Below are 21,237 nucleotides of genomic sequence, written 5' to 3'. Positions count from 1 at the left end.
AAATCTGCCCGTTGGTCGTGCGCACCGTAAACAGATGTGGCCGTTCGCAAAACAATGGTTATCCCTCCCGCCCATTGCGCAACAACACATTCAACTGATCCACCACCTCCGCCCAATCCGCATCATCAAGAATCTCGCCGCGCAAAAAATCCGCCTGGCTTTTGCTCCAGAAAAACGCGTCTGCGAGGTGCAATTCGGGTTTGAGTGGTGAATGGGTGGCGATGAATTGCTCGATGCCAGTCGGGTCGCTGTCCAGTCCCAGTTGCTTGAACAGGGATGGGAGGCTGTGGGTGGGCTGCTCCATGGAGGACTCCTTAAGGAATGCGGTGGATGGGCGATTATTCGCGAGCAAGCCCGCTCCCACAGGGGATTGCGGTCAACCTGTGGGAGCGGGCTTGCTCGCGAAGGTGTCAGTGGCCACACCACAAAACCTAATGACTCAACTCCTGCACCTGCGCATGCGGCACCATTTTCAGGAACTCGGGCATGCTCATGTGCAGCAGGTAGTTGTGGTTGCCGGCTTCCAGGTAGATGTCTTTCTGCCGAGTCAGCAGCGGGTCGATGACCATGTCCAGGCCATAGGAATCACCCAGTGGCGGCACCGCGCCGCGTTCGCAGTCATCGAAGATATGCGCCAGATTGCTCTCGCGAGTGATCTGCCATTCACCGCTGCTGCGCACTTTGCTCAAATCCAGGTGCCGGCTGGCGGGCAGCACGGCCATCAGGTAATGCCCGTGATGGTCGTCGAGAATGACCGACTTGGCCACGCGTTCGGCGGGCACCCCGGAAACCCGTGCGGTTTCCAGACTGCTGGCCGAGTGGCGGTGGGCCACGATGTCATATTCGCAATGCGCCCGGTTCAGGCTGCTCTGCACTTTTTTTGCCATACGCATGCTGCACCTCGGTGTCCCGCTGAACGTTGTGCCTGTTCTGCTGAGTCTAGTTCGGCCAGTTGCTGATGAAGGGAAATCCGCTCATTGGACACATCCGCTTATTGATCAAAATTCATCCGACGTCAGGCTCAACTAGACTTAAGGAAACACCCCCATGACTCTCCCGGAGGGTCACGTGAACAGCCGATGTTGCACGTTTTTCCTGATACTGCTGGCCAGCGGCTCGGCCCTCGCGGCTGATGTCCTGCCGACGGCGGTCAATCCGGTCGGCCTGTGGCTGATCACCCTCGGGATTGCCTTTCTGATTGCCGAAGCCGCGCTGCCCAACTACGGGGTGATCGGCCTGGGCGGAATCATCATGTTCGTCATCGGCGCGCTGATTCTGAGCAATGCCGATTTGCCGGTACCGATGATTATCGGCCTCGGCCTGCTCAGCGCTCTGCTGCTGATCGCATTGATCGTCCGCGCCTTGAAAACCCGCCCGCGCCACGCCGTCAGCGGCGATGCCGGGCTGGTCGGCAGCGTGACGGCGGTGACCACCGTGCAAGCGCAAAACGCCCACAACGGTTGGGTGCAATTGCAGGGTGAACACTGGCAAGTGCACAGCACGACACCGCTGCACACCGGACAATCGGTACGCGTGGTCGGGCGTAAAGGCTTACTGCTGAAAGTCGCCGCGACTGATGCGGTGCGACACGGAGAGTGATCATGGGTCTGCAAATCGGTTTCGTTGCACTGCTGCTGTTGGTGATCGCCCTCGCCGGGTCGACCTTCCGCATCCTGCGTGAGTACGAGCGCGGCGTGGTGTTCCAGCTCGGACGCTTCTGGCAGGTCAAGGGCCCGGGGCTGATCCTGCTGATTCCGGTGGTGCAGCAAATGGTCCGGGTCGACCTGCGCACCGTGGTCCTCGACGTGCCGCCACAGGATGTGATCACCCGCGACAACGTCTCGGTGAAGGTCAACGCGGTGCTGTACTTCCGGGTACTCGATCCGCAGAAGGCGATCATTCAGGTCGAAGATTTTCTTTCGGCCACCAGCCAACTGGCGCAGACCACCCTGCGCGCAGTGCTCGGCAAACATGAGCTGGATGAACTGCTGGCCGAGCGCGAGCAGTTGAACATCGACATCCAGCAGGTGCTCGACGCCCAGACCGATGCCTGGGGCATCAAGGTCGCCAACGTCGAGATCAAGCACGTCGACCTCAACGAATCGATGGTGCGTGCGATTGCCAAACAGGCCGAAGCCGAACGCGAACGCCGGGCCAAGGTGATCCACGCCGAAGGCGAACTGCAGGCCTCGGAAAAACTCATGCAAGCCGCCGAAATGCTCGGCCGCCAGCCCGGTGCCATGCAATTGCGTTACATGCAGACGCTGAGTTCGATTGCCGGTGACAAGAGCTCGACGATTGTCTTTCCGTTGCCGATCGAGTTGCTCAAGGGGATGGCGGATCTGTCGGGAAAAACCTGACAGCAAAAGATCGCAGCAACTCAAGATTCACAAAGGCATCCTGGGCACATTGCCGAACCCGTTCGCGCAACCACGGCGAAGCCTCGCGGCGCTTGTCTTCGCCATCAGCGACAAAACGCTGGGACGGCTGCTTGGCGTGCTGCACCGTCGCCGCCAACACCTGCTGCCGCTGCTCGGCATTCAAGCGGAAAAAATTCGCCAATCGGCCGGCCATGGCCTCGGGCAATTCGCTGTAGTTCACCAGCAGTCCATCACCCTCACGGCAGTGCAGATAAGCCGACGCCAGCAAGCGACCAAGCCGTCGTGCGATGAAGTCTTCACTGCCGGTAAACGGCAAACCATCGTCGAGCACACAGTTCCCAAGCATCCCCGGCACCATGTGCATCCCCGGACGGCGCACGTGCGACACGGCGATTTCCAGCGGATCGCGGTACACGAACAACCATGGCGTATCGGGAAAGCATGCCTGCAACAGCGGCCACTCGCCGATGTTCCAGGCGTCGAGCTTGATCACCAGTCGCTGCTCGACACCGCGTCGACGTTGACCGTAGGCCGAGAGCAATCCACGGATCGCTGCACGCCGCTCGACTTCGGGCAGCTCACCTCGCAAAAGCGCATCAAGCGGCGGTGGCTCCGAGACCACAATATGGTCATCGAGCCGCGCGAGCATCTGGCTGATCAACGTCGAACCGCAACGCGAGGCGTGCAGGATAAAGGCACTCGGCGCCAACCCCGGGCTTTGCGCTTGCCACTCGGTCAGCACCGACAGCGATGTCTGCCGGCGAAAAGCCTGATTGAACGGCAACCGCAGCGCCTCTTCGACGGCGTCACGAAAAAAAGGCTGATGCAGTGGCGTTTCACCAAACCAGCACCAGTCGACTTGCCACTGCCCCGCCAGCGGCCAGATCCGGATCGGCAACCAACCGTGCAGATTCAGCCGCTCCATTGTTCGTTCCATTGCCGACGACCGCTGCGCATCGCGGCGCGCAGTTCTTCGCGGGAGAATGGCAAGCCGTGTTTGGCGGCCAGCTCCAGAGTGCGCTCGATGAACGACTCAGGCTCCGCCATGTGCTGCAGAGTCGCCGCCAACGCTGCGTCACCTGCAACCAGTCGCTGGAATTGCTGTAACGCCGAATCAGCCGGTTGCGTTGCAGGAGTGTCGCGCAAACCTTCGGCGATCTTCTGCGTGAGCCAGGCCCCGGGCCGGCAGTCGAGCACCAGATGAATCCGCGCGCAGGTATCGAAATTATCCACCCGATGCGCACGAGCAAGATCGAGAAACCAGCACTCCCCCGCCGCCATCGGCACCCGTTGACCATCGAGCCAGAAATCCACTGCAGGTGGGCTGAGCAACGGAATATGCAGGCGCAGATCGGTATCCGGCCCTTCCAGGTCGTAATCACGATGCTCGTGAATTCGCCCGCCCGGCCCCAGTCGCAACAAGCGCGCACAGACGATATCCAGCGTCAGACCGCGCAGCCCCAACCGCCAGCGTTCATCGCACAGCCAAGGCGTGCGCTGCAGCGTTTCTCCGCGCCCGGGCGATAACTCGGTCAGCGCATCGGCGGCCGAAATCAGTGCCACACCGCTCCAGTCGCCCGTGAAGTAATCCGTGTTGAAGTGGCCATGCCATGCATCTTCGGCAATCGCCTGCAGCGCCTGCAACAGCAGCGGCAAGTCCACCGCCACCGGCAGACGCGAACAGACCGGGCGGCTCATGCTTTGGGCAACACCGCGCATTCGCCAAGCCAGGTCAGCAGCCGATCCAGACAGGCCTCCACAGTCTGCACGCCGGTGTCGAGCACCAGCGAGGGCTGCGCGGGCGGCTCGTACGGTGCCGAAACCCCGGTGAAACCGGCCATTTCGCCACGCCGTGCGCGGGCGTAATGCCCCTTCGGATCACGCTGCTCGCACACCGCCAACGACGCGCTGCACCAGACCTCGCGATAGTCCGCAGCCAAACGCCGAGCGAACACTTCGCGCAGCTCCAGCAACGGCGCGATCATCGCCAGAATCACGATCTGCCCGTTCTCCACCAGCAGCGCTGCCAGCTCGCTGGCACGGCGAATGTTCTCCAGGCGATCGGCGTCGCTGAACCCCAGATCGCGGTTGAGCCCGACCCGCAAGCCGTCGCCATCGAGCACCACGCTGTGCAATCCACGGGCGAATAGCTCGGCGTGCAACGCCTGAGCCAGCGTCGATTTGCCCGCCGCCGGCAGGCCAGTCAACAAAATCGCCGCACCGCGATGGCCGTTGCGGGCTTCGCGTTGCGAGCGGCTGACGCTGGCGACAGGCGCCAGCAGATTATCGGGCAGCGGCATGCGCCACCACAGGCACCGAGATATCCCCCGACGCCCACGCGGACTCGCGGTTGGCCAACGCCGTGGCGATCGACTGCACTTCGGTGGACTGCACCTGATCCGGCAGCGGGTCGAGACCAGCGCTGGCGAAGATCTGTCCATAGGCGTTGCGCAGATCGGCATACGACAAGTCACGGCGCAGGTCGGCTTGCAGGTTGTTCAGCTCGCCCTGAATCAGTTCAAGTTCACCGATACCGGCGGCCTGATGCCGATTGCGCAATTGGCCGACGATCTGCCCGTCGATGTCCGACAGTTGCTGATTGGTCTTGAACTGCCGCAGCGCCTCCTGATAGTTGGCGTTCGCCACATACAGCTGCGCCAGCACCGCGATCGACATCGCCTGCCGCCGGGCGGCGGCGACTTCCTCACCCGCCTTGGCGACGTCGATGGCCGCCGGAGCGGAAATCACGTTGAACAGGTTCCAGGTGACTTTCACGCCGTAGTCGGCCCAACCCTGTTCGACGAGGAACGAGTTGCTGTCATAATGCCCGCCGGCGGAAAACTCCAGACCCGGCAGCAGGCGCAACATCGCCTTGCGGGTTTCGGCGGCGCTGATGCGGCTCTGATAATCCTGCTCGCGCAGTTCCGGGCGGCTGGTCAGGGCTTCCTGCTCGAGTTTGGCCATGGCGACCTTGAGTTCGGGAATCTGATAACCGTCATCGGTCGCCAGCGTCAGGTTGGTGCCCAGCGGCAGGTTGATCAGCGTTGCCAATTCGGTTTTCGCCAGCGACAGGGCGCGGCGCTGTTCTTCCAGTTGCCGCGTGGCTTCGATCAGCGAACGCTGGTAACCGAGTGCCTGCACCGGGTCGCCGATGCGCTGATCGCTCAGGCTCTGGCTGTCACGCCGGGCGGTGTCGACGCGGGCCATCAGGCTGTCGATCTGCTTGAGCAACCGTTCGGCAGCCATCGCGCGCCAATAGGCTGAGCGCACGTCCTGAACGATGGTGTTGATCACCTTGCGCCGGCGTTCCTGCACGATCAGGCGCTGGTCGCCCTGCTGCTTGGCGCTGATGTAGCTGACGCCGAAGTCGAGGACGTTCCAGACCATGGTCAGGTCGGCGACATCGCGGTCGCGGTCCTGCGAGGTCGAGGGTTCCAGAGACTGAGTGCCGGTGCGCACGCTCTGGCTGCTGGAGGCGTTGACGTTGTTGCGCCCGACGTAACCGGCGTCCAGCGCCATGCGCGGCAGCATGTCGAAACTGGCGAGGTCGAGCTGCCGCTTGGCCAACGCTTCTTCCATGATTTTCAAACGGCCTTCGAGGTTGTATTTCACCGCGCGGGCCATGGCCTGATGCAGGGTCAGCGGGCCACGCAGCGGCTCCTGATCCTTGTACATGCTCTGCAGGTCGGTTTTGGCCCGCTGCTCACTGACGCTGCGTTCGATCGGTTCACTGGTCACTGCACATCCGCTGATCGCCAGCGCCAGCAGGCTGGCGCCGAACAACTTCTGACTTTTCTTCATCCCTGGATCGCCCCTAGGTGCCGCACCGTGTTGAGTAGTTGTGTGTTCAGGCCTGCATTTCGCTGATGCCGACCTGGCGCAATGCCGCTGCCAGGTCGTCGACCCGGTGCTGCTCGCTGTCCTTGAGTTGTTGCAATTGCTGCCCGAGGGTCGGCGCGCCAAATACCCCGCGCAGCCCTTGGGAAATGTCACCGGCCTTGAGCGAGTGACTGTCGAAGGCGTTCAGCGCCTCCCGCTCGGCGCCGTCGTTCTGGTGGAACAGGCTCGACAGCGTACTGCTGGCGAAGACTCCGCCATCACCGCCACCGAAACCGAGGAAGCCGTGCCCGCTGCCGTCACCGCTTCCGTCGCTGCTGCTGAATACCTGGGCGATGAAGCTCGGGCTCAGAGCACCGTGATTGATGAAAATGTCCCCCAGCGGCCGGATGCCGTCGCCCAGTACACGCTGCTCGAACAGCGGCGGGAAGGTCAGCGGCGAGCCGAGATTGCCGGTCGGTGGCGTAAACACAAACGGTTGCAACGGCACGTCCGGGGCCGGCGGCGGTGCGACCGGATCGCTGCTGCGGGACAGCGGATCGGGAATCACCCCATTGATCGGCGTGGTCGGCACCGTTGGCGGAATAACCGGCGGCACGGTATTGATCGCGTAGTTATTGGAGCTGCTGACACCGCTGCCGCTGTTGCCGGACAGGTCACTGACCCCGGCGCTGTTGACGCTGATCGCATTACTGGCGCTGTTGATGTTGGCGCCCGGGGTCAGCGTCGCGGTCCAGGTCTTGCCGCCGTCGTTGCTGCTCAGGTTCGACAGGGTGCCGTTGCCGACATTGATGTCACTGAGATCAAACCCGGTCACCGCCTCATTGAAGCTGATGGTCACCTGCGAGGTCTGGCCCACACCCAGATTCGGATTGGCAACCACCACCGTGGCGGTCGGCCGTTCGCTGTCGAGGGCGTAGTTGTTCGACACCGCCACCGTGCTGCCGGCGTTGCCCGCCAGGTCGCTGACGTTGCTGGTGTCCAGCGCAATGAAATTGCTCGGGTCGGTGACATTCGCGGTCGGCGTGAACGTCGCGGTCCAGGTCTTGCCGCCATCGCTGCTGGTCAGATTGCTCAGGTCGCCGTTGGTCACGCTCAGGTCGGACAGGTCGAAATTGCTCACCGCCTCGCTGAAGGTGAAGGTCACCGTGGTGGTCTGGCCGATGCCCAGATGCGGATTGGCGACCACGATATCCACCGTCGGCCGGGTTGCATCGAGGATGTAGTTGTTGGAGATGGCGATACTCGCCCCAGCATTGCCGGCCTGATCCTGAACACCGGCGGTGTCGATCAGAATCAGGTTGGTCGCGTCATTGACGCCGGCTGTCGGGGTGAAAGTCGCCGTCCAGGTCACGCCACCGTCGCTGCTGGTCAGGTTCGACAGCGCACCGTTGGCGACGCTGATGTCCGACAGGTCAAACCCGCTCACCGCCTCGCTGAAGGTGATGGTCACTGTGGTGGTTTCACCGATGCCCAGGCGGTTGTCGGCAACCACGATGGTAGCGGTCGGCAGCGCGGTGTCGATGGCGAAGTTGTTGGAATCGGTGGTACCGATGCCGCTGTTGCCCGACAGGTTGGCCACCCCGGCATTGTTCAGGGTGATCAGGTTGGTGGCGTCGGTGACATTGGCTGTCGGCGTGAAGGCGGCCGTCCAGGTGATACCGCCGTCGCTGCTGCTGACATTGCTCAACGTGCCGTTGGCGATGGTCAGGTCGCTGTTGTCAAAACCGCTGACCGCTTCGCTGAAGGTGATGGTCACCAGCGAGGTTTCCCCGGCCCTGAGCGACGTGTCGGCAACCACGATGGTGGCGGTCGGCACCTGAGTCTGGATCTGATAGTTGGCCGAACTGGTGGTGCCGGTGCCGGTGTTTCCGGCCAGGTCGGTGATGCCGGTGTTGTTCAGGACAATCAGGTTGGTGAGGTCGGTGATACCGATGTTCGGCGTGAACGTGGCCGTCCAGGTAATGCCGCCGTCGCTAGACGAAACATTGCTCAGGGTGCCGTTGGCGACGCTCAGATCGGAGTTGTCGAATCCGGTCACGGCCTCACTGAAGGTGATGGTCACCTGCACGGTTTCACCGGGACGCAGATCGCTGTCGGTCATGACAATGGTCGCCGTCGGACGCTGACTGTCGACCGCATAGTTGTTGGAATCGGTGGTACCGCTGCCGACGTTGCCCGCCAGATCGGCGATGCCGGTGTTGTCCAGGGTGATCAGGTTGGTGGTGTCGGTGATCCCCGCCGCCGGCGTGAACGTCGCCGTCCAGGTGAGGCCGCCGTCGCTGCTGCTCACCGCACTCAGCGTGCCGTTGGCGATGGTCAGGTCGGCGTTGGTGAAACCGGTCACCGCTTCGCTGAAGGTGATGGTCACCAGACTGCTCTGGCCGACGCCGAGCGCGGTGTCAGCCACCACGATGGTGGCGGTCGGGCGCTGAGTGTCGATCGAGTAATTGTTGGAATCGGTGGTGCCGCTGCCGGCATTGCCCGACAGGTTCTGTACGCCGGCGTTGTCCAGGGTGATCAGGTTGGTGGCGTCGGTGATGTTGCTGGTCGGCGTGAAGGTCGCTGTCCAGGTGATGCCACCGTCGCTGCTGCTGACTGCCGACAATGTGCCGTTGGCTATCGTCAGGTCGGCATTGCTGAAACCGGTCACCGCTTCGCTGAAGGTGATGGTCACCAGTGAGGACTCGCCGATCTTCAGACTGGAGTCCGCCACGATGATGGTCGCGGTCGGCACCACGGTGTCGATGGTGTAGTTGTTGGAGTTGGTCGTGCCGCTGCCGGCGTTGCCCGCCAGGTCGGCGATACCGGTATTGGCCAGCGTGATCAGGTTGCTTGCGTCGTTGATGCCCACGTTCGGCGTGAATGTTGCCGTCCAGGTGATGCCGCCATCGCTGCTACTCACCGCCGTCAACGTGCCATTGGCGATGGTCAGGTCGGCGTTGGTGAAACCGCTCACCGCTTCGCTGAACGTGATGGTCACCAACGAGGTTTCGCCGGCCGTAAGGTTGCTGTCGGCGACCACGATGGTTGCGGTCGGGCGCTGGGTGTCAATGGCGTAGTTGTTGGAGTCGGTGGTGCCGCTACCGGCGTTGCCCGCCAGGTCGGCAATGCCGGTGTTGTCCAGGGTAATCAGGTTGGTGGTATCGGTGACGCTGGCGCTCGGAGTGAACGTCGCGGTCCAGGTGATGCCGCCGTCGCTGCTGCTGACTGCGCTCAGCGTGCCGTTGGCAATGGTCAGGTCGGCGTTGGTGAAACCGGACACCGCTTCGCTGAAAGTAATGGTCACCAGCGAGGTTTCGCCGATTTTCAGAGCGTTGTCAGCCACCACGATGGTCGCGGTCGGGCGCACGGTGTCGATGGCGTAATTGTTGGAGTCGGTGGTGCCGCTGCCGGCGTTGCCGTTCAGGTCAGCGATGCCGGTATTGTTCAGCGTGATCAGATTGGTCGCATCAGTGATGCTGGCAGTCGGCGTGAAGGTCGCCGTCCAGGTGATGCCGCCATCGCTGCTGCTGAGCGCCGACAACGTGCCGTTGGCAATGGTCAGGTCGGCATTGGTGAAGCCGGTCACGGCTTCGCTGAAGGTGATGGTCACCAGCGAGGTTTCGCCGATCCGCAGGTTGTTGTCGGCCACCACGATGGTCGCGGTCGGCCGCGCAGTGTCGATGGCGTAGTTGTTGGAATTGGTGGTGCCGCTGCCGGCATTGCCGGCCAGATCGACGACCCCGGTGTTGTCCAGGGTGACCAGGTTGGTGGTGTCGGTGATGTTGGTGGTCGGGGTGAGCGTGGCGGTCCAGGTGATGCCGCCGTCGCTGCTGCTCAGACCGCTCAGGGTGCCGTTGGCCACCGTCAGGTCGGCGGTGGTGAAGCCGCTGACCGCTTCGCTGAAGGTGATGGTCACCAGCGAGGTTTCACCCGCTGCCAGATTGCTGTCGGCCACGACAATGGTCGCGGTTGGCCGCACGGTATCGATCACGTAGTTGGCCGAATCAGTCGTGCCGCTGCCGGCGTTGCCGGCGAGGTCGGCGATACCAGTGTTGTCCAGAGTGATCAGGTTGGTGGTATCGGTGATGCTGGCGGTCGGGGTGAACGTTCCGGTCCAGGTGATGCCACCGTCACTGCTGCTGACTGCTGACAGTGTGCCATTCGCGATGGTCAGGTCGGCGTTGGTGAAACCGGTGACCGCTTCGCTGAAGGTAAAGGTCACCAGCGACGTGTCGCCGATCTTCAACGCCGTGTCGGCCATCACGATGGTCACGGTCGGCCGCACGGTGTCGATCGCATAGTTGACGGAACTGGTCGTGCCGACGCCCGCCACGCCGTCGCTGATCGCATTGACCCCGGTGTTATCGAGGGTGATCAGGTTGGTGGCGTCGGTGATGTTGTTGGTCGGAGTGAAGGTCGCGGTCCAGGTCAGGCCACCGTCGCTGCTGCTGACCGCTGTCAGCGTACCGTTGGCAATGGTCAGGTCGGCGTTGGTGAAACCGGTGACCGCGCGGCTGAAGGTGATGGTCACCAGCGAGGTTTCGCCGATTTTCAACGCCGTGTCCGACATCACGATGGTTGCGGTGGGTGGTTCCACATAAGCGGTATTGAGTGTGCCGCCATTGTTGTAGATCGCCGCGAAGGCCAACGGTACAGAGCCCGTCACGCCGCCGCCCAGTTCTGCGCCGCCGGCGCCGCTGCCGGCCGCGTTGCCGCTGATGGCGCTGAAGTTGGCGGCGGTGATCAGTACCGTGCCGCCCTGGTTCCAGATCGCACCGACACCCCGTCCGCCGTCGCCGCCGTTCAGGTTGTTGCTGCCCTGGCCGCTACCACCGCCGCCACCGCCGCCCGCACCGAGGTTGTTGCTGATGACCGAGGTGCCGACAATTTTCAGGGTGCCGGTGGAGGCGTTGTAAATGCCGCCGGCCGCATTGCCGCCGACGCCGCCCACCTTGTCCCAGCCGGAGCCGCCACCGCCGCCGCCAATCGAAATGGTGCCGTTGTTCGCGGTGCCGCCATTGCCGCCGTTGCTGTAATAGGACACGCCCACGCCGCCGGCACCGCCGACGGTGGAGCCGCCGCGGCCGCCCATGTGCGTGGCGTCGTAGCCACCGCCGTAGCCACCGACGCCACCACTGCCGGCCTGGCCGCCCAACGTCCCGGTGCCCGGCCCGGCCGTACCGCCATGGCCGCCGCCCTGACCACCGAGGCCGCCGCCACCGCCACCGCCGCCGCCGTAGTTGGCTCCCGTGACCCCCCCACCACCGCCACCACCGGCCGCCGCGTTACCGGTGACCGAAACGTTGTTCAAGGTCAGGACGCCGGCGTTGAAAATCCCCCCGCCCATGGCCCCGGTTGCGCCATAGCCGCCATTTCCGCCATTGCCCGAGACCAATCCGCGAGTAATGACCAGACCATCGAGTGTCACCGTGCTGCTGGAGGTGATTTCCACCACCCGCGTCCGGTACTGGCCATCGAGGGTGACGTCCGCCACCCCGTCGTTGTTCAGGTCGCCATCAACGGTGATGTTCTTGTTGATCAGCAATTCCGAGGTGAGCTGCACCGTCATGCCGCTGCTGAAGGTCACGATGTCGCCGTTCTGCGCCGACGCCAGCGCTGCGCGCAGCGAGCCGACCCCGGTGTTCGCATTGTTGGTGGCAGTCCAGGTGGCGAGGCCCCACTGGTACTCGCTCATCGACAGGGTCGACAGCACGTTGGCGCTCTCGATCCTGCCCGTGGCGATTTCCAGATCCCAGTCGCCGCCCACCCCGGTGCGGTTGTTCGAGGCGGCCACATCGCGGCCGGTCAATTGTGCCAGCGAGTCGACGAAACTCAGGCCGCGGTCACCTTCGGCGGTGTAGCAGCCGTAAATGAGAATGTCGCCGCCGACGTTCATGTCCTTGCCGATTTCCGCCAGCACCGCACTGCGTTGCGCGACGTTGTCCGCCGACAGATAGCTGTTGCCGAGCCACAGGTCACCGGCGTTGCCGTGAGCGATGATCTGCACCGAGCTGACACCCGAATGCTGGTCGAGGTAATCAGCGATCTGCTGCAAGCCGTCCTTGCTGGCATCGAGCTTGACCACCTGCGCGCCGGGAGCAACGCCTTTGAGCAGGCTGTCGGCATCCTTGACCCGGGCATCGACGAACACCACGCTCTGGCCCGGTACGGCGACAGGGCTGGCAGCCGGCGTGGCATCGGCCTGGCCGTGGGTGTCCTTGCTGACCGACGGATGATCGGCCGTGGGCGCCTTCGCTGCATCGGCAGTGGGGTGGCTGTCGGGCTGGGCCGCAGCGGTATCGGCCACGGTGGCCGCGACAGCGCCGTCGAACAGCATGCGCGGTTCCAGCGACATGATCAGCGGCGCAGCCAGCGTCCGTTGGCCTTCGGTTACCCGCGACTTTTGCTTGCTCCACCACATGTTGCTCACCCGGACTCGAACAGTTGTAAACGCATCAATGAAAAACGCCGCGATCAACTGATCGCGGCGTCGGACTTCATACGAATCACATTGGCAGCGCTGGCTGAGCCATCGAGCCAAAAGGACAGATCGGCGTATTGCTTGAACAGGTCCGGCGGCAGAATCGTGCGTCGGGACTGCAGGGCGACCTTGGGTTTGACCTTGTGCAGGCCGGCCACACCCAGGGCCTGGTCGAACTCCGGCGCGTCATAGGCCAGGTGTTCGAAATCGTGCTCGAACCAGGGTTCGCCAATGAAGTCGTAGACCAGCCGCAGCACCCGCTCCGGGGCCTGGGTCAACAAGTCGTAATCGACGATCAGCAGCGAATCGGCGTGCTCGCCGTAATAGGCTTCTTTGAGCGCTGCCCAGGCAAAACCAACCAGACGATTGCGCTGGGCCAGGGTTTCGCAGCGGCTGTAGACCGTGTTGCGTTCGACAGCATCGCCGAACAGCTTGGTGTTTTCATAAGGATTGGCGCGGTACAACCGTTCCAGGCTGTCCATCACCCAGGCGACGTTGCGCACGCAGGCAATGACTTTGGCTTTAGGGAACAGATCGCTGATCGCCGGCAGGCGCGAACTCCACTGCCGGTTGGTGTCGAACACCACCGGTTTGTCAGCCTTGTCGGCATAGTAGGAATCGAACAGCCCGCGCAGCAGGCGCCGGCGCATTTCGGTGTCGATCACCGCGCCGAATTCGCTGCCGGCGCTGCATTGTTCAAGGACACCGGAGAAGAGTGCGCCGACCGGACTGGTCATGCCGGCATGAAAGCGCGGGTTCTGCAGAAGAATCGCAGAAAGCAGGGTAGAGCCTGAGCGCGGCAAGCCGGAGATAAAGTGGAACTGCTGCAATCCCTTCACCCTACTTTGTAAGTCCTTTTGTCCGACGAGCGTAGTCCAACAATACCCTTTCGACTAGTAGTGTTTTGATATCAAAACAGAGCAAAACGGACTATGAAGATCTGTTTTTATCGCGAAAGAAAAGGTGAACCGTTTAAGTCATTGCATCGCTGTCCCGTTATCGGTGGTCAACGAAAAAAGTCGCGCATTCGCGCCGCCGGCATGGGTCTGATCACGCAACTGCCAGTTCTTCGGCAAGGGTCGGAACGGATCGGGCACGTCCACATCCAGATCACCGATCAACCAGACGCGAGCACTGCCCTTGGGCAGGTCGTCGAGTCGATCCAGATAGACCTCCTCAGACACCAGGGTGCCGAAACCGTAGTGATTCGGGCGCGTCGAACGACCATCGGCGGCGGGCGGGGTAAACAGGCGCACCTGAGCGTCAGTGCGGTTGTAGTAGACGTAACTGAGATACCAGAGCATGTCGCTGGTGACGATCCGGTCACCGCTGACGAAATGCCGGTTGATGTAATCGACCATGACATTGAACTGATCGTGCGGGTCGACCGTGGCGTTGGTGTTTACGCCCACCAGCTCAACCCCGACCCATGACACCAGAACCGCCACTGCCAGCACACGAGCGCGGCGGTACAACCGGTCGATGGCCAGCGCCGCCAGCATCGGCAATCCCAGCGCATAGGCTGTCAGGTAACGCTCGATGAACACCGGACTGATGAAGGACACCGCGAACACCAGCAACAACGGCACACCGGTGTAAAGCGCCAGCAAAACGCTGCCATGGTTCACGCTGCGGTCGCGGGCCACGGCCACGCCCGCCAGCGCCAGCAGAGCCAGCGGTACGCCGCAGAACAGCAGCAATGGCAGATGCTCGCCCTCGTCCTGGATCAACCAGAGCCAGATCATCGACGGCAGCGAGGACAGGGTCACTGGATCTTCCCAGCCCACATCGCCACCGACCTTGAGTTCTTCCATGTGTTGCGTCAGATCAAGCAGGTTCGGCAACCACGGCAGGTAGAGCACAACGATGGCCAGATTGGCCAGCCACCAGTCCTTGCGCTGGATATGCCGCAGGCGATAGCCAGGCAGCAGGCGAATCAGCCCCAGATACAGCCAATGGCTCAGCGCCGCCAGCACGGCGAAGTAGTGGGTATACAACGCGGCGCTCATCAGCAATGCATAGATCAGCAGATACCGGTGGCGCTGCGGACGCCTGACCCAACAAATCAGCGCCAGTGTGGAACCGATCAGGAGCAGGCCGAGCAGCGAGTACATGCGCACTTCCTGGCTGTAGCGCACCGCCGTCGGCAGCAACGCCAGCAGCACCCCGGCAATGATTGCGGCGCGACGAGTGGCCAGGCGATCGACCAGGCACACCCCCAGCCCGACCGTGGCGATGCCGGCCAGCGCGCTGAGGCTGCGGATCGACAGAATCGTGTCGCCGAACAACCCGATCCAGCCGTGCAGCAGCATGAAATACAACGGCGGATGCACGTCGAACGCCGCGTGCTCCCAGATACCACTCAGCGAATAGTTCGCCAGCAACAGGCTTGAGCCTTCGTCGCCCCAGATCGCGGCGGCGTTCAGGTCATAAAAACGCACCACCGTCGCCAACAACAGAATCGGTATCAGCCACTGCCGGCGAGCCCAGCGCCATAAACGCCGGACACCGGCATTCGGTGCGGCAAACGGGTCCTGGGTATCCCCCAGCGGAGTCTCGCGACGCGCTTCCATCAACCTTCCCTTACAGATTTACCGAGTAAAAACCAGCGCCATTCATTGCGCACACTGTAGGCCAGAGTCGAAGTCGACGCGCGGCCACGACGACGTCCGGCAAGTCCGCCGATCCGGGTCTACGCTACCGCTTGGCGTGACCTGCCCGCGCAAACGCAAGGCGTCAGCACAGCATCTGTGCCTGTCCTGCAACCAAGGCTAACGCGCGGCGCGCCGACCACATAACAGAAGGATGAGGAACCATGGAAGTCTTTATGGGTACGATTCAACCGTTCGCCTTCAACTTCGCCCCCAGTGGCTGGGCCTTGTGCAACGGACAAATCCTGAGCATCTCGCAATACCAGGCATTGTTCGCTTTGCTGGGCACCTTCTACGGCGGCAACGGCACGACCAATTTTCAGTTGCCTGACCTGCAAGGTCGCGTACCCGTGGCACAGGGTAACGGACAGGGGCTTACGCCGCGTGTCATCGGTCAGGTGTATGGCACGGAAAACGTCACGGCCACGATCGCCAACATGCCTAACCACACCCACGCGATGACCGGCCTTTCTGCCAACACCGCCCTGCAACTGGCTGTGCCTGCAAGCAATCCGGCGACCGTGCCGACCGCCACCAACTCGTACATCGGCGCGTCCGGCGGCGGCCCTGGCTCGGCGAACATCTATTCCGATGCCCAAGGTGCCACGCCGGTTCCCATCAAAGGCCTGACCACGACTGTCACCGGGGACATTTCCTCCACGGGCGGCAGTCAGCCGTTGCCCATCGTCAACCCCTCTCTGGTCGTCAACTTCAGCATTGCCCTGAACGGGCTGTTCCCTTCGCGCAACTGAACCACTGTCGGGGGCCTCGGGCCCCCGACCGTTTTTCTCTTCACTGGAGTCAGACCATGTTGCAAACGGTTCAGATCCAACACGTCCAGGCATTGCTGGGCCAGCAACACACGCTGTACCTGCCGGATGGCACGGCGCTGCCGATCCACATCGAGTACCTCGACGAAGTCCCCGCCGCGAAGACGCGCTACAGCGAGCGCATGCCGTTCTGCCTCGAATTCAACAGTCTGGTGCCGACCGGGTTCGTCGACGGCCTGTGCGCACTGGAACTGCCGGAACTGGGGCGAGTGGAGGATATTTTCGTGTCACGAGTGCCAGCAATGGGGCGGGATCCGCAACTGGGTTATTTCTGTATTTCCTTCAACTGAAATCCCACCTCATTGCGGATACCACACCAGCCGCTCCGCCGCCGGATTACGCTCCTCCACCGCAAAACCCAACGCCAGATAGTGTTGCCGCGCGTGGGGGTTGTTGGCCCAGACCACCGTTGCCACCGGGCAGCGAACCTGCTGCGCGGCCTTTTGCACGCCTTGCAATACCGCGCGGCCGTAACCCTTGCCCCGCGCCTGGGGGATGAAGGCGATGTATAACACGCGGATTTCATTGGGGCCGAAGTCGGTGCTCAGTGCACCGATGGCCGTGCCGAGTTTTTCCACGACGTAGTGCATGGCGTTGGGATGGTTTTCACCCACGCCCTGTTCCTGCACCTGGAATTGCTGGGCGATCACTTGCTGCACCACTTCCTGCTCGCCGTCGATCCATTGCAGATCCGGGCGCGCCGACTGATAGAGGTGGTGCAAAAACGGCTCGTCGGTGGCCCGCGCAGGTCGCACCACCAATCCGTCTGCCGTCACATCTGCGTTGCTCGCCATGTTCACGCTCCCTAGAAACCGCTTTCCCTGACCCCCAGCGCCGCCAGCCGGCGCCAGGCCACGCCGAGTACCGACTCGCCCCTGCCCTGCAACACCACCACACCGCGCAACGGCTGAACCGGGGCTGGTGGCTGATCCAGCGTTGTCAATCGCGCGCCATATTGCGCCTGTACAGGCTCGGCTCGTTGCTGTTGATCACGGCGCACGGCAATCGGCCCGTGATGATCGGAGGTCAGCGCCTCCTGATCGACATAGGCCACGCCATTGGTATCGATTTCATCCAGTTTTACGCTGATCGCCGGATGCATCGGATCATCGGCGATGAACCGCCCGGTTGCACCCGGTTTGACCCGCCACAACTCGGCCTCGGCGATATAGCCGCGCAGGCGCAAACCATCCTCGACCACCCGCGCCAGCGCATCCTTGCTCGACAGCCAGCGCCCCGGCGTCAGATTCGGCAGCAGATCACGCACAGTGCCGGCATGGGGCGCGCGCAACAGCAGGCGCTCGCGTCGAGCGCTCAGACCACGATATTGCGCCACGGCTTCGGCGAGGCGTTGCTCGATGATACTGGCGTCGGCAGCGGTTTCGCTGCGACCGGCCTGTCGGCGCATCAGCAATTGCTGGATCTGGATTTCCCGGCGGACGATGGCCTGCTGCGATTCGAGGTCCGGCGACTCCAGTTCGATCAGCACATCGCCCTGAGCGACTTTCTGGCCATCCGCGACCTTGACTGATTTGACCCGCGCCGCCACCGGCGCATGCAACGCACTGGCCCGGCCGCTCTCAAGCATCGTCGGCAGTTCCACCGCGCTGCGCCACGGCACGATCAGCACCAGCAGCAGACCAAGCACAGCCAGGCTGCTGAGCAGCACACGCGGGCCATGCGCCTGTTCGCGGCGGCTCCACCACTGGCGCCACTCATTCATGATCGGCAGGAAGATGAACCAGACCAGTTCCACCAGCATGAGGAAAATCCCCAACACCTTGAAGAACAGGTGATAGACCGCCAGCGCGATCCCGAAAAACAACGCCGCGCGCCACAACCACGAGCCATACCCCCATATCAGCAAACGCCGTTGCATCTTCGGCGACCAAGGCTCCGGCGCCGGAGCGCCATAGCCGAACAAAAATTCGCGTAACCGCCAGCGACACAGGGCAAAGGCTCGCCCCTGAAGATTGTCGACCTCCCACAGATCACTGAGCAGAAAATAGCCATCAAAACGCATGAACGGGTTGAGGTTGACCACCAGCGTAGTGATCCACGTGGCGCTGGCGAGCATGAACGCTGCCGTGCGCCCGGGGCCATCGGGCAACAGCGACCAGGCCAGCAGCGCGATGCACGCCAGCAGCAGTTCCGCGAGCACCCCACCGGCACCGATCAGCAGCCGCGCACGCCGATCGTTGACCCGCCAGGCATCGCTGACATCGGTGTAAAACATCGGCAGCAAGACCATGAACGCCACGCCCATGCTCTGCACCCGACACCCGGCGCGCTTGGCCATGAAAGCATGGCCGAACTCGTGGCACAGCTTGGCAAAGAACAACGCAACGCCGAACGCCAATGCGCCGCCAAGGCTGAACAGGTGCGGGAAAGTACCGACAAAGCGCTGCCAGTCCCGCGACACCAGAAACACTCCCAGACCCAGCGTCAGCGGCAAACCGTAGCGCAACACCCGCGGGCCGAAGCGCTCCAGCCAGGGCCAGGCGCGGTTGAGAAAGGCGTCCGGGCGCCACAGCGGAATACGGAAAAACAGGTATTGATGCAGCAGGATTTTCCACAGGCTCTGGCGTTGCGCGAGGGCCTTGAGCGAGTAACTGACACGCTGCTGATCGTCGAGGGCGCTGATCAGGTCATGCGCGCGCAGAAACGTCAAAAGATGCTCTAGCTCAACGCCGTCCAGCGGCAGGCCCGGTTCGCGATTGGCGGCGTGCAACACCTGCTCGGCATCGCCCAGCGACCAATGGCGCAACAGACGCATCGCCGCCGCGCCGAGTTTGAAATAGCGACCGCGCACCGGATCGGCCAGGGTCCAGCGCGGTGAACCGTCCAGTGCCGGTGCCGCGGGCGACAGTTGCAGGTCGGCACGCAGGCTCGGCAGATTCATTTACAGGCCCACGCTCTGGCGCAGACCGGCCAGAGGGCGGCGCAGCAGGTACAAGGCCAGCGGGGCGCGATCACCGAAAATTTTTGCCGTGCCGCGCAGACCGATACGCGGTGGCGCATCAGCAAAATTGGCGTCGAGCCGATATGCAAGCTGCCCGCCCGCCGTCGGTTGCGCCTCGTAGGCCGAGCGTTCCAGCGTGGCGAGGTGGCGCTGCAACGGATCGCTGTCGAGAAACAGCGCGACTTCGGCACCCGGCGCCAGTGCAATCGCATCGCCCACTGCCAGTTCGATGCGCAGTTCGGCCTGATTCGGGTCGGCGATTTCCATCAACCGTTCGCCGGTCTGCACCGGTTTGCCGGTCAGACGTTCGGCATCGGCGAACACTGCAATCCCGTCACGCTCCGCGCGCACTTCGCTGCGCGCCAGCAACTCGCGGGCGTAATCGCGCTCGGCGCGTTTTTGCTCGGCGCGGGCAGCGAGCAAATCGACCCTGGCACTGGACTCGGCATCGGCAAATGAACGTTGCGAGTTGGATTTCAGTTCCGCTTCCGCCACGCCCAAGGCACGCTCGGCCACATCGGCCTGGGCCTTGAGGGTGGTGCTTTCAAACCGCAGCAGCAGGTCGCCGGTTTTCACCGGTTGATTGGGCTTGACCAGAAACTCGGCGATCACCCCGTCCAGCGGCGCCGCGACCACGCGCCCGCCCTGCGGCACCACCTCCGCCGGAGCCAATACCGACTGGCGCACCGGGATCAGCAACCCGAGCAACAGCACCGCCACCAGCGCCACCTGACGCTTGCGCGTCCAGCGCAGACGCCACGGTTTGCGTGGTTGCAGCGCCAGCCAGGCGTGACTGTAGGTGTCGCCCAGTTGCGACAGCAGCACTTGTTCGGAAGGATTCCACGGCACATCGCGGGCCAGCCACAGACCGCCGAACACCTCGCCCTGACGGTCGATCAGCGGCAGCCAGAACACCTGCGCCGCCGACAGCGAGCGCCAGTCGGCCTGAATCGACTCGGCAAGCAGTTGCGGGGTAATCACCCGTGCCTGCTTCAGCACATCCTGCTGGAACAACTGCGCCACGGCCTGCTCGACAAACGCCACGAACGGCGCATTCGGCTCCACCGCGCTGACGCCGGTCACCGCCTGCACCTTGCCGGCAATCAGCAACGCTGCATGACGAAAGCCGAACAGCGACTGGCCGTCATTGACCAGACTGTAGGCCAGTTGCGAGGCATCGCGGGCGGCGCGGGTCTGGCGTTCGAGGTCAAGGAACCGCGCGAACACCTGCTCGGCAGCGCCGGCTACCGGGGCGTTCATTTAAGCTCCGCAAAGTGCGCCGTGCCGCTCATGCCGGCGAGCAAGCCCTTGGCTTCGGGAAGTGTGGCGACCAGCAACAGTGTCTGGCTGCCTTCGTCGATGCGCGCACCGAGGCGTTTGACCGTGGCATCAAGCGGCTGGCCGGTTTCGTCGGGGACAAAGCTGAAGGTCTGGCCGGGTTTAAGCCTGGCCATCCAGCGCGACGGCACCAACAAGTGGATCTCCAGGGTGCGGTTATCCACCACGTCCAGCAGCGGCGCGCCGGCCGCCACGCTTTCGAAACGCTGGACCTTGCGCTCGACCACTTGCCCGTCGAATGGCGCGACCACGCTGCAGCGTTTGACCTGAACCTGATAAACCTGAGATTGCGCCTGGGTTTCGCTGACCTTGGCCTCGGCCCGCGCCACTTCGAAACGCCCGACGGAATTGAGCGCGGCCAACTGCCGGTTGTGCGCCAACTCCTCACCGGCACCGCGATTGGCAGCCTGCGCTGCATTGAGCTGAGCCTGATACGCCGAGCAATCAAACTTCGCCAGCACATCGCCCTTCTTGAACGACTCGCCCTCGCTGAACGGCAACTCGACAATCCGCCCCGACAGCTCGCTGGCCAGCGTCGCCTGATCCCGAGCTCGCAACACACCCCGCGCCTCACTGCTCGCCGTGGTTGCCGCAGGCGCTGCGTTATCCAGCAGCGGATCGTCTGGCCCGGGCGTTTGCGCCTGAACTGCACACGTAACAAAGGTCAATCCGATAACCCAACCGCGCAAACGCTGCATAACCGCTACTCCCTGACGGATGAGCGGAGTCTACGACAGCGGGGATTAGCGTCAAGCGAAAGGCCATCACTGTG

General features: G+C 63.0%; 17 protein-coding genes. 4 read left to right on the top strand and 13 right to left on the bottom strand.

The features are described from left to right. Window positions 1-58 precede the first annotated feature (58 nt). Entirely contained in the window at window positions 59-304 is a 246-nt protein-coding gene (locus E3Z29_RS03395) for a DUF2789 domain-containing protein (RefSeq protein WP_098966581.1), read from the bottom strand. 127 nt (window positions 305-431) lie between these two features. Then, a complete protein-coding gene (locus E3Z29_RS03390) occupies window positions 432-893 on the bottom strand; it encodes an aminoacyl-tRNA deacylase (RefSeq protein WP_134785138.1) in 462 nt (153 codons plus the stop codon). A gap of 154 nt (window positions 894-1,047) precedes the next feature. Here E3Z29_RS03390 and E3Z29_RS03385 point away from each other — a divergent pair, with 154 nt between their 5' ends. Then, entirely contained in the window at window positions 1,048-1,599 is a 552-nt protein-coding gene (locus E3Z29_RS03385; RefSeq protein ID WP_134785137.1) for an NfeD family protein, read from the top strand. Between the two features lie 2 nt (window positions 1,600-1,601). Then, window positions 1,602-2,360 carry a slipin family protein gene (locus E3Z29_RS03380; protein ID WP_041070974.1) on the top strand — a complete coding sequence of 253 codons (759 nt, stop codon included), beginning with the start codon at window positions 1,602-1,604 and terminating at the stop codon, window positions 2,358-2,360. Here the strand turns inward: E3Z29_RS03380 and E3Z29_RS03375 are convergent. The 7 genes from E3Z29_RS03375 to E3Z29_RS03345 all read right to left on the bottom strand — a co-directional run bounded on the left by E3Z29_RS03375 (window position 2,326) and on the right by E3Z29_RS03345 (window position 15,257). After that, entirely contained in the window at window positions 2,326-3,306 is a 981-nt protein-coding gene (locus E3Z29_RS03375) for a sulfotransferase family protein (protein ID WP_134785136.1), read from the bottom strand. The genes E3Z29_RS03380 and E3Z29_RS03375 overlap by 35 nt on opposite strands. Next, window positions 3,294-4,079 carry an aspartyl/asparaginyl beta-hydroxylase domain-containing protein gene (locus tag E3Z29_RS03370; protein WP_134785135.1) on the bottom strand — a complete coding sequence of 262 codons (786 nt, stop codon included), beginning with the start codon at window positions 4,077-4,079 and terminating at the stop codon, window positions 3,294-3,296. Before E3Z29_RS03370 ends, E3Z29_RS03375 begins: the two co-directional genes overlap by 13 nt. After that, entirely contained in the window at window positions 4,076-4,681 is a 606-nt protein-coding gene (cysC, locus tag E3Z29_RS03365) for an adenylyl-sulfate kinase (protein WP_134785134.1), read from the bottom strand. Before cysC ends, E3Z29_RS03370 begins: the two co-directional genes overlap by 4 nt. Continuing rightward, a complete protein-coding gene (locus E3Z29_RS03360; protein ID WP_134785133.1) occupies window positions 4,665-6,182 on the bottom strand; it encodes a TolC family protein in 1,518 nt (505 codons plus the stop codon). Before E3Z29_RS03360 ends, cysC begins: the two co-directional genes overlap by 17 nt. Before the next feature lie 46 nt (window positions 6,183-6,228). Further along, a complete protein-coding gene (locus tag E3Z29_RS03355) occupies window positions 6,229-12,624 on the bottom strand; it encodes an Ig-like domain-containing protein (RefSeq protein WP_134785132.1) in 6,396 nt (2,131 codons plus the stop codon). A gap of 53 nt (window positions 12,625-12,677) precedes the next feature. Then, window positions 12,678-13,523 carry a sulfotransferase gene (locus E3Z29_RS03350; RefSeq protein ID WP_098966570.1) on the bottom strand — a complete coding sequence of 282 codons (846 nt, stop codon included), beginning with the start codon at window positions 13,521-13,523 and terminating at the stop codon, window positions 12,678-12,680. Between the two features lie 138 nt (window positions 13,524-13,661). Next, on the bottom strand, window positions 13,662-15,257 hold the full coding sequence (locus E3Z29_RS03345; protein ID WP_098966569.1) for a glycosyltransferase family 39 protein: 1,596 nt from the start codon (window positions 15,255-15,257) through the stop codon (window positions 13,662-13,664). A 242-nt stretch (window positions 15,258-15,499) separates the two neighbouring features. Here E3Z29_RS03345 and E3Z29_RS03340 point away from each other — a divergent pair, with 242 nt between their 5' ends. Both E3Z29_RS03340 and E3Z29_RS03335 read left to right on the top strand, forming a co-directional pair. Beyond that, window positions 15,500-16,087 (top strand): phage tail protein, encoded by a 588-nt coding sequence (locus tag E3Z29_RS03340; protein ID WP_098966567.1) that lies wholly within the window; start codon window positions 15,500-15,502, stop codon window positions 16,085-16,087. A gap of 56 nt (window positions 16,088-16,143) precedes the next feature. After that, window positions 16,144-16,455 carry a hypothetical protein gene (locus E3Z29_RS03335; protein ID WP_134785131.1) on the top strand — a complete coding sequence of 104 codons (312 nt, stop codon included), beginning with the start codon at window positions 16,144-16,146 and terminating at the stop codon, window positions 16,453-16,455. 9 nt (window positions 16,456-16,464) lie between these two features. Here the strand turns inward: E3Z29_RS03335 and E3Z29_RS03330 are convergent, their stop codons facing one another. Genes E3Z29_RS03330 through E3Z29_RS03315 form a run of 4 tightly spaced genes read right to left on the bottom strand, consistent with a single transcriptional unit; the run spans window position 16,465 to window position 21,163 of the window. Next, entirely contained in the window at window positions 16,465-16,959 is a 495-nt protein-coding gene (locus E3Z29_RS03330) for a GNAT family N-acetyltransferase (RefSeq protein ID WP_098966563.1), read from the bottom strand. 11 nt (window positions 16,960-16,970) lie between these two features. Further along, on the bottom strand, window positions 16,971-19,067 hold the full coding sequence (locus E3Z29_RS03325; protein WP_134785130.1) for an efflux RND transporter periplasmic adaptor subunit: 2,097 nt from the start codon (window positions 19,065-19,067) through the stop codon (window positions 16,971-16,973). Then, window positions 19,068-20,387 (bottom strand): efflux RND transporter periplasmic adaptor subunit, encoded by a 1,320-nt coding sequence (locus E3Z29_RS03320; protein ID WP_134785129.1) that lies wholly within the window; start codon window positions 20,385-20,387, stop codon window positions 19,068-19,070. Further along, window positions 20,384-21,163, bottom strand: coding sequence for an efflux RND transporter periplasmic adaptor subunit (locus E3Z29_RS03315; protein ID WP_098966558.1), 780 nt, complete (start codon window positions 21,161-21,163; stop codon window positions 20,384-20,386). The genes E3Z29_RS03320 and E3Z29_RS03315 overlap by 4 nt, the downstream gene beginning before the upstream one ends. Between the last annotated feature and the right edge of the window lie 74 nt (window positions 21,164-21,237).

It is taken from the genome of Pseudomonas sp. S150 (genome assembly GCF_004526365.1).
Taxonomy (GTDB): domain Bacteria; phylum Pseudomonadota; class Gammaproteobacteria; order Pseudomonadales; family Pseudomonadaceae; genus Aquipseudomonas; species Aquipseudomonas putida_A.
This window is presented reverse-complemented; position numbering and strand designations above follow the sequence as displayed.

Excerpts from the sequence above, each read along its gene's own strand:
- E3Z29_RS03395 (WP_098966581.1), bottom strand. The coding sequence starts at position 304 with ATGGAGCAGCCCACCCACAGCCTCCCATCCCTGTTCAAGCAACTGGGA.
- E3Z29_RS03390 (WP_134785138.1), bottom strand. The coding sequence starts at position 893 with ATGCGTATGGCAAAAAAAGTGCAGAGCAGCCTGAACCGGGCGCATTGC.
- E3Z29_RS03385 (WP_134785137.1), top strand. The coding sequence starts at position 1,048 with ATGACTCTCCCGGAGGGTCACGTGAACAGCCGATGTTGCACGTTTTTC.
- E3Z29_RS03380 (WP_041070974.1), top strand. The coding sequence starts at position 1,602 with ATGGGTCTGCAAATCGGTTTCGTTGCACTGCTGCTGTTGGTGATCGCC.
- E3Z29_RS03375 (WP_134785136.1), bottom strand. The coding sequence starts at position 3,306 with ATGGAGCGGCTGAATCTGCACGGTTGGTTGCCGATCCGGATCTGGCCG.
- E3Z29_RS03370 (WP_134785135.1), bottom strand. The coding sequence starts at position 4,079 with ATGAGCCGCCCGGTCTGTTCGCGTCTGCCGGTGGCGGTGGACTTGCCG.
- cysC (WP_134785134.1), bottom strand. The coding sequence starts at position 4,681 with ATGCCGCTGCCCGATAATCTGCTGGCGCCTGTCGCCAGCGTCAGCCGC.
- E3Z29_RS03360 (WP_134785133.1), bottom strand. The coding sequence starts at position 6,182 with ATGAAGAAAAGTCAGAAGTTGTTCGGCGCCAGCCTGCTGGCGCTGGCG.
- E3Z29_RS03355 (WP_134785132.1), bottom strand. The coding sequence starts at position 12,624 with ATGTGGTGGAGCAAGCAAAAGTCGCGGGTAACCGAAGGCCAACGGACG.
- E3Z29_RS03345 (WP_098966569.1), bottom strand. The coding sequence starts at position 15,257 with ATGGAAGCGCGTCGCGAGACTCCGCTGGGGGATACCCAGGACCCGTTT.
- E3Z29_RS03340 (WP_098966567.1), top strand. The coding sequence starts at position 15,500 with ATGGAAGTCTTTATGGGTACGATTCAACCGTTCGCCTTCAACTTCGCC.
- E3Z29_RS03335 (WP_134785131.1), top strand. The coding sequence starts at position 16,144 with ATGTTGCAAACGGTTCAGATCCAACACGTCCAGGCATTGCTGGGCCAG.
- E3Z29_RS03330 (WP_098966563.1), bottom strand. The coding sequence starts at position 16,959 with ATGGCGAGCAACGCAGATGTGACGGCAGACGGATTGGTGGTGCGACCT.
- E3Z29_RS03325 (WP_134785130.1), bottom strand. The coding sequence starts at position 19,067 with ATGAATCTGCCGAGCCTGCGTGCCGACCTGCAACTGTCGCCCGCGGCA.
- E3Z29_RS03320 (WP_134785129.1), bottom strand. The coding sequence starts at position 20,387 with ATGAACGCCCCGGTAGCCGGCGCTGCCGAGCAGGTGTTCGCGCGGTTC.
- E3Z29_RS03315 (WP_098966558.1), bottom strand. The coding sequence starts at position 21,163 with ATGCAGCGTTTGCGCGGTTGGGTTATCGGATTGACCTTTGTTACGTGT.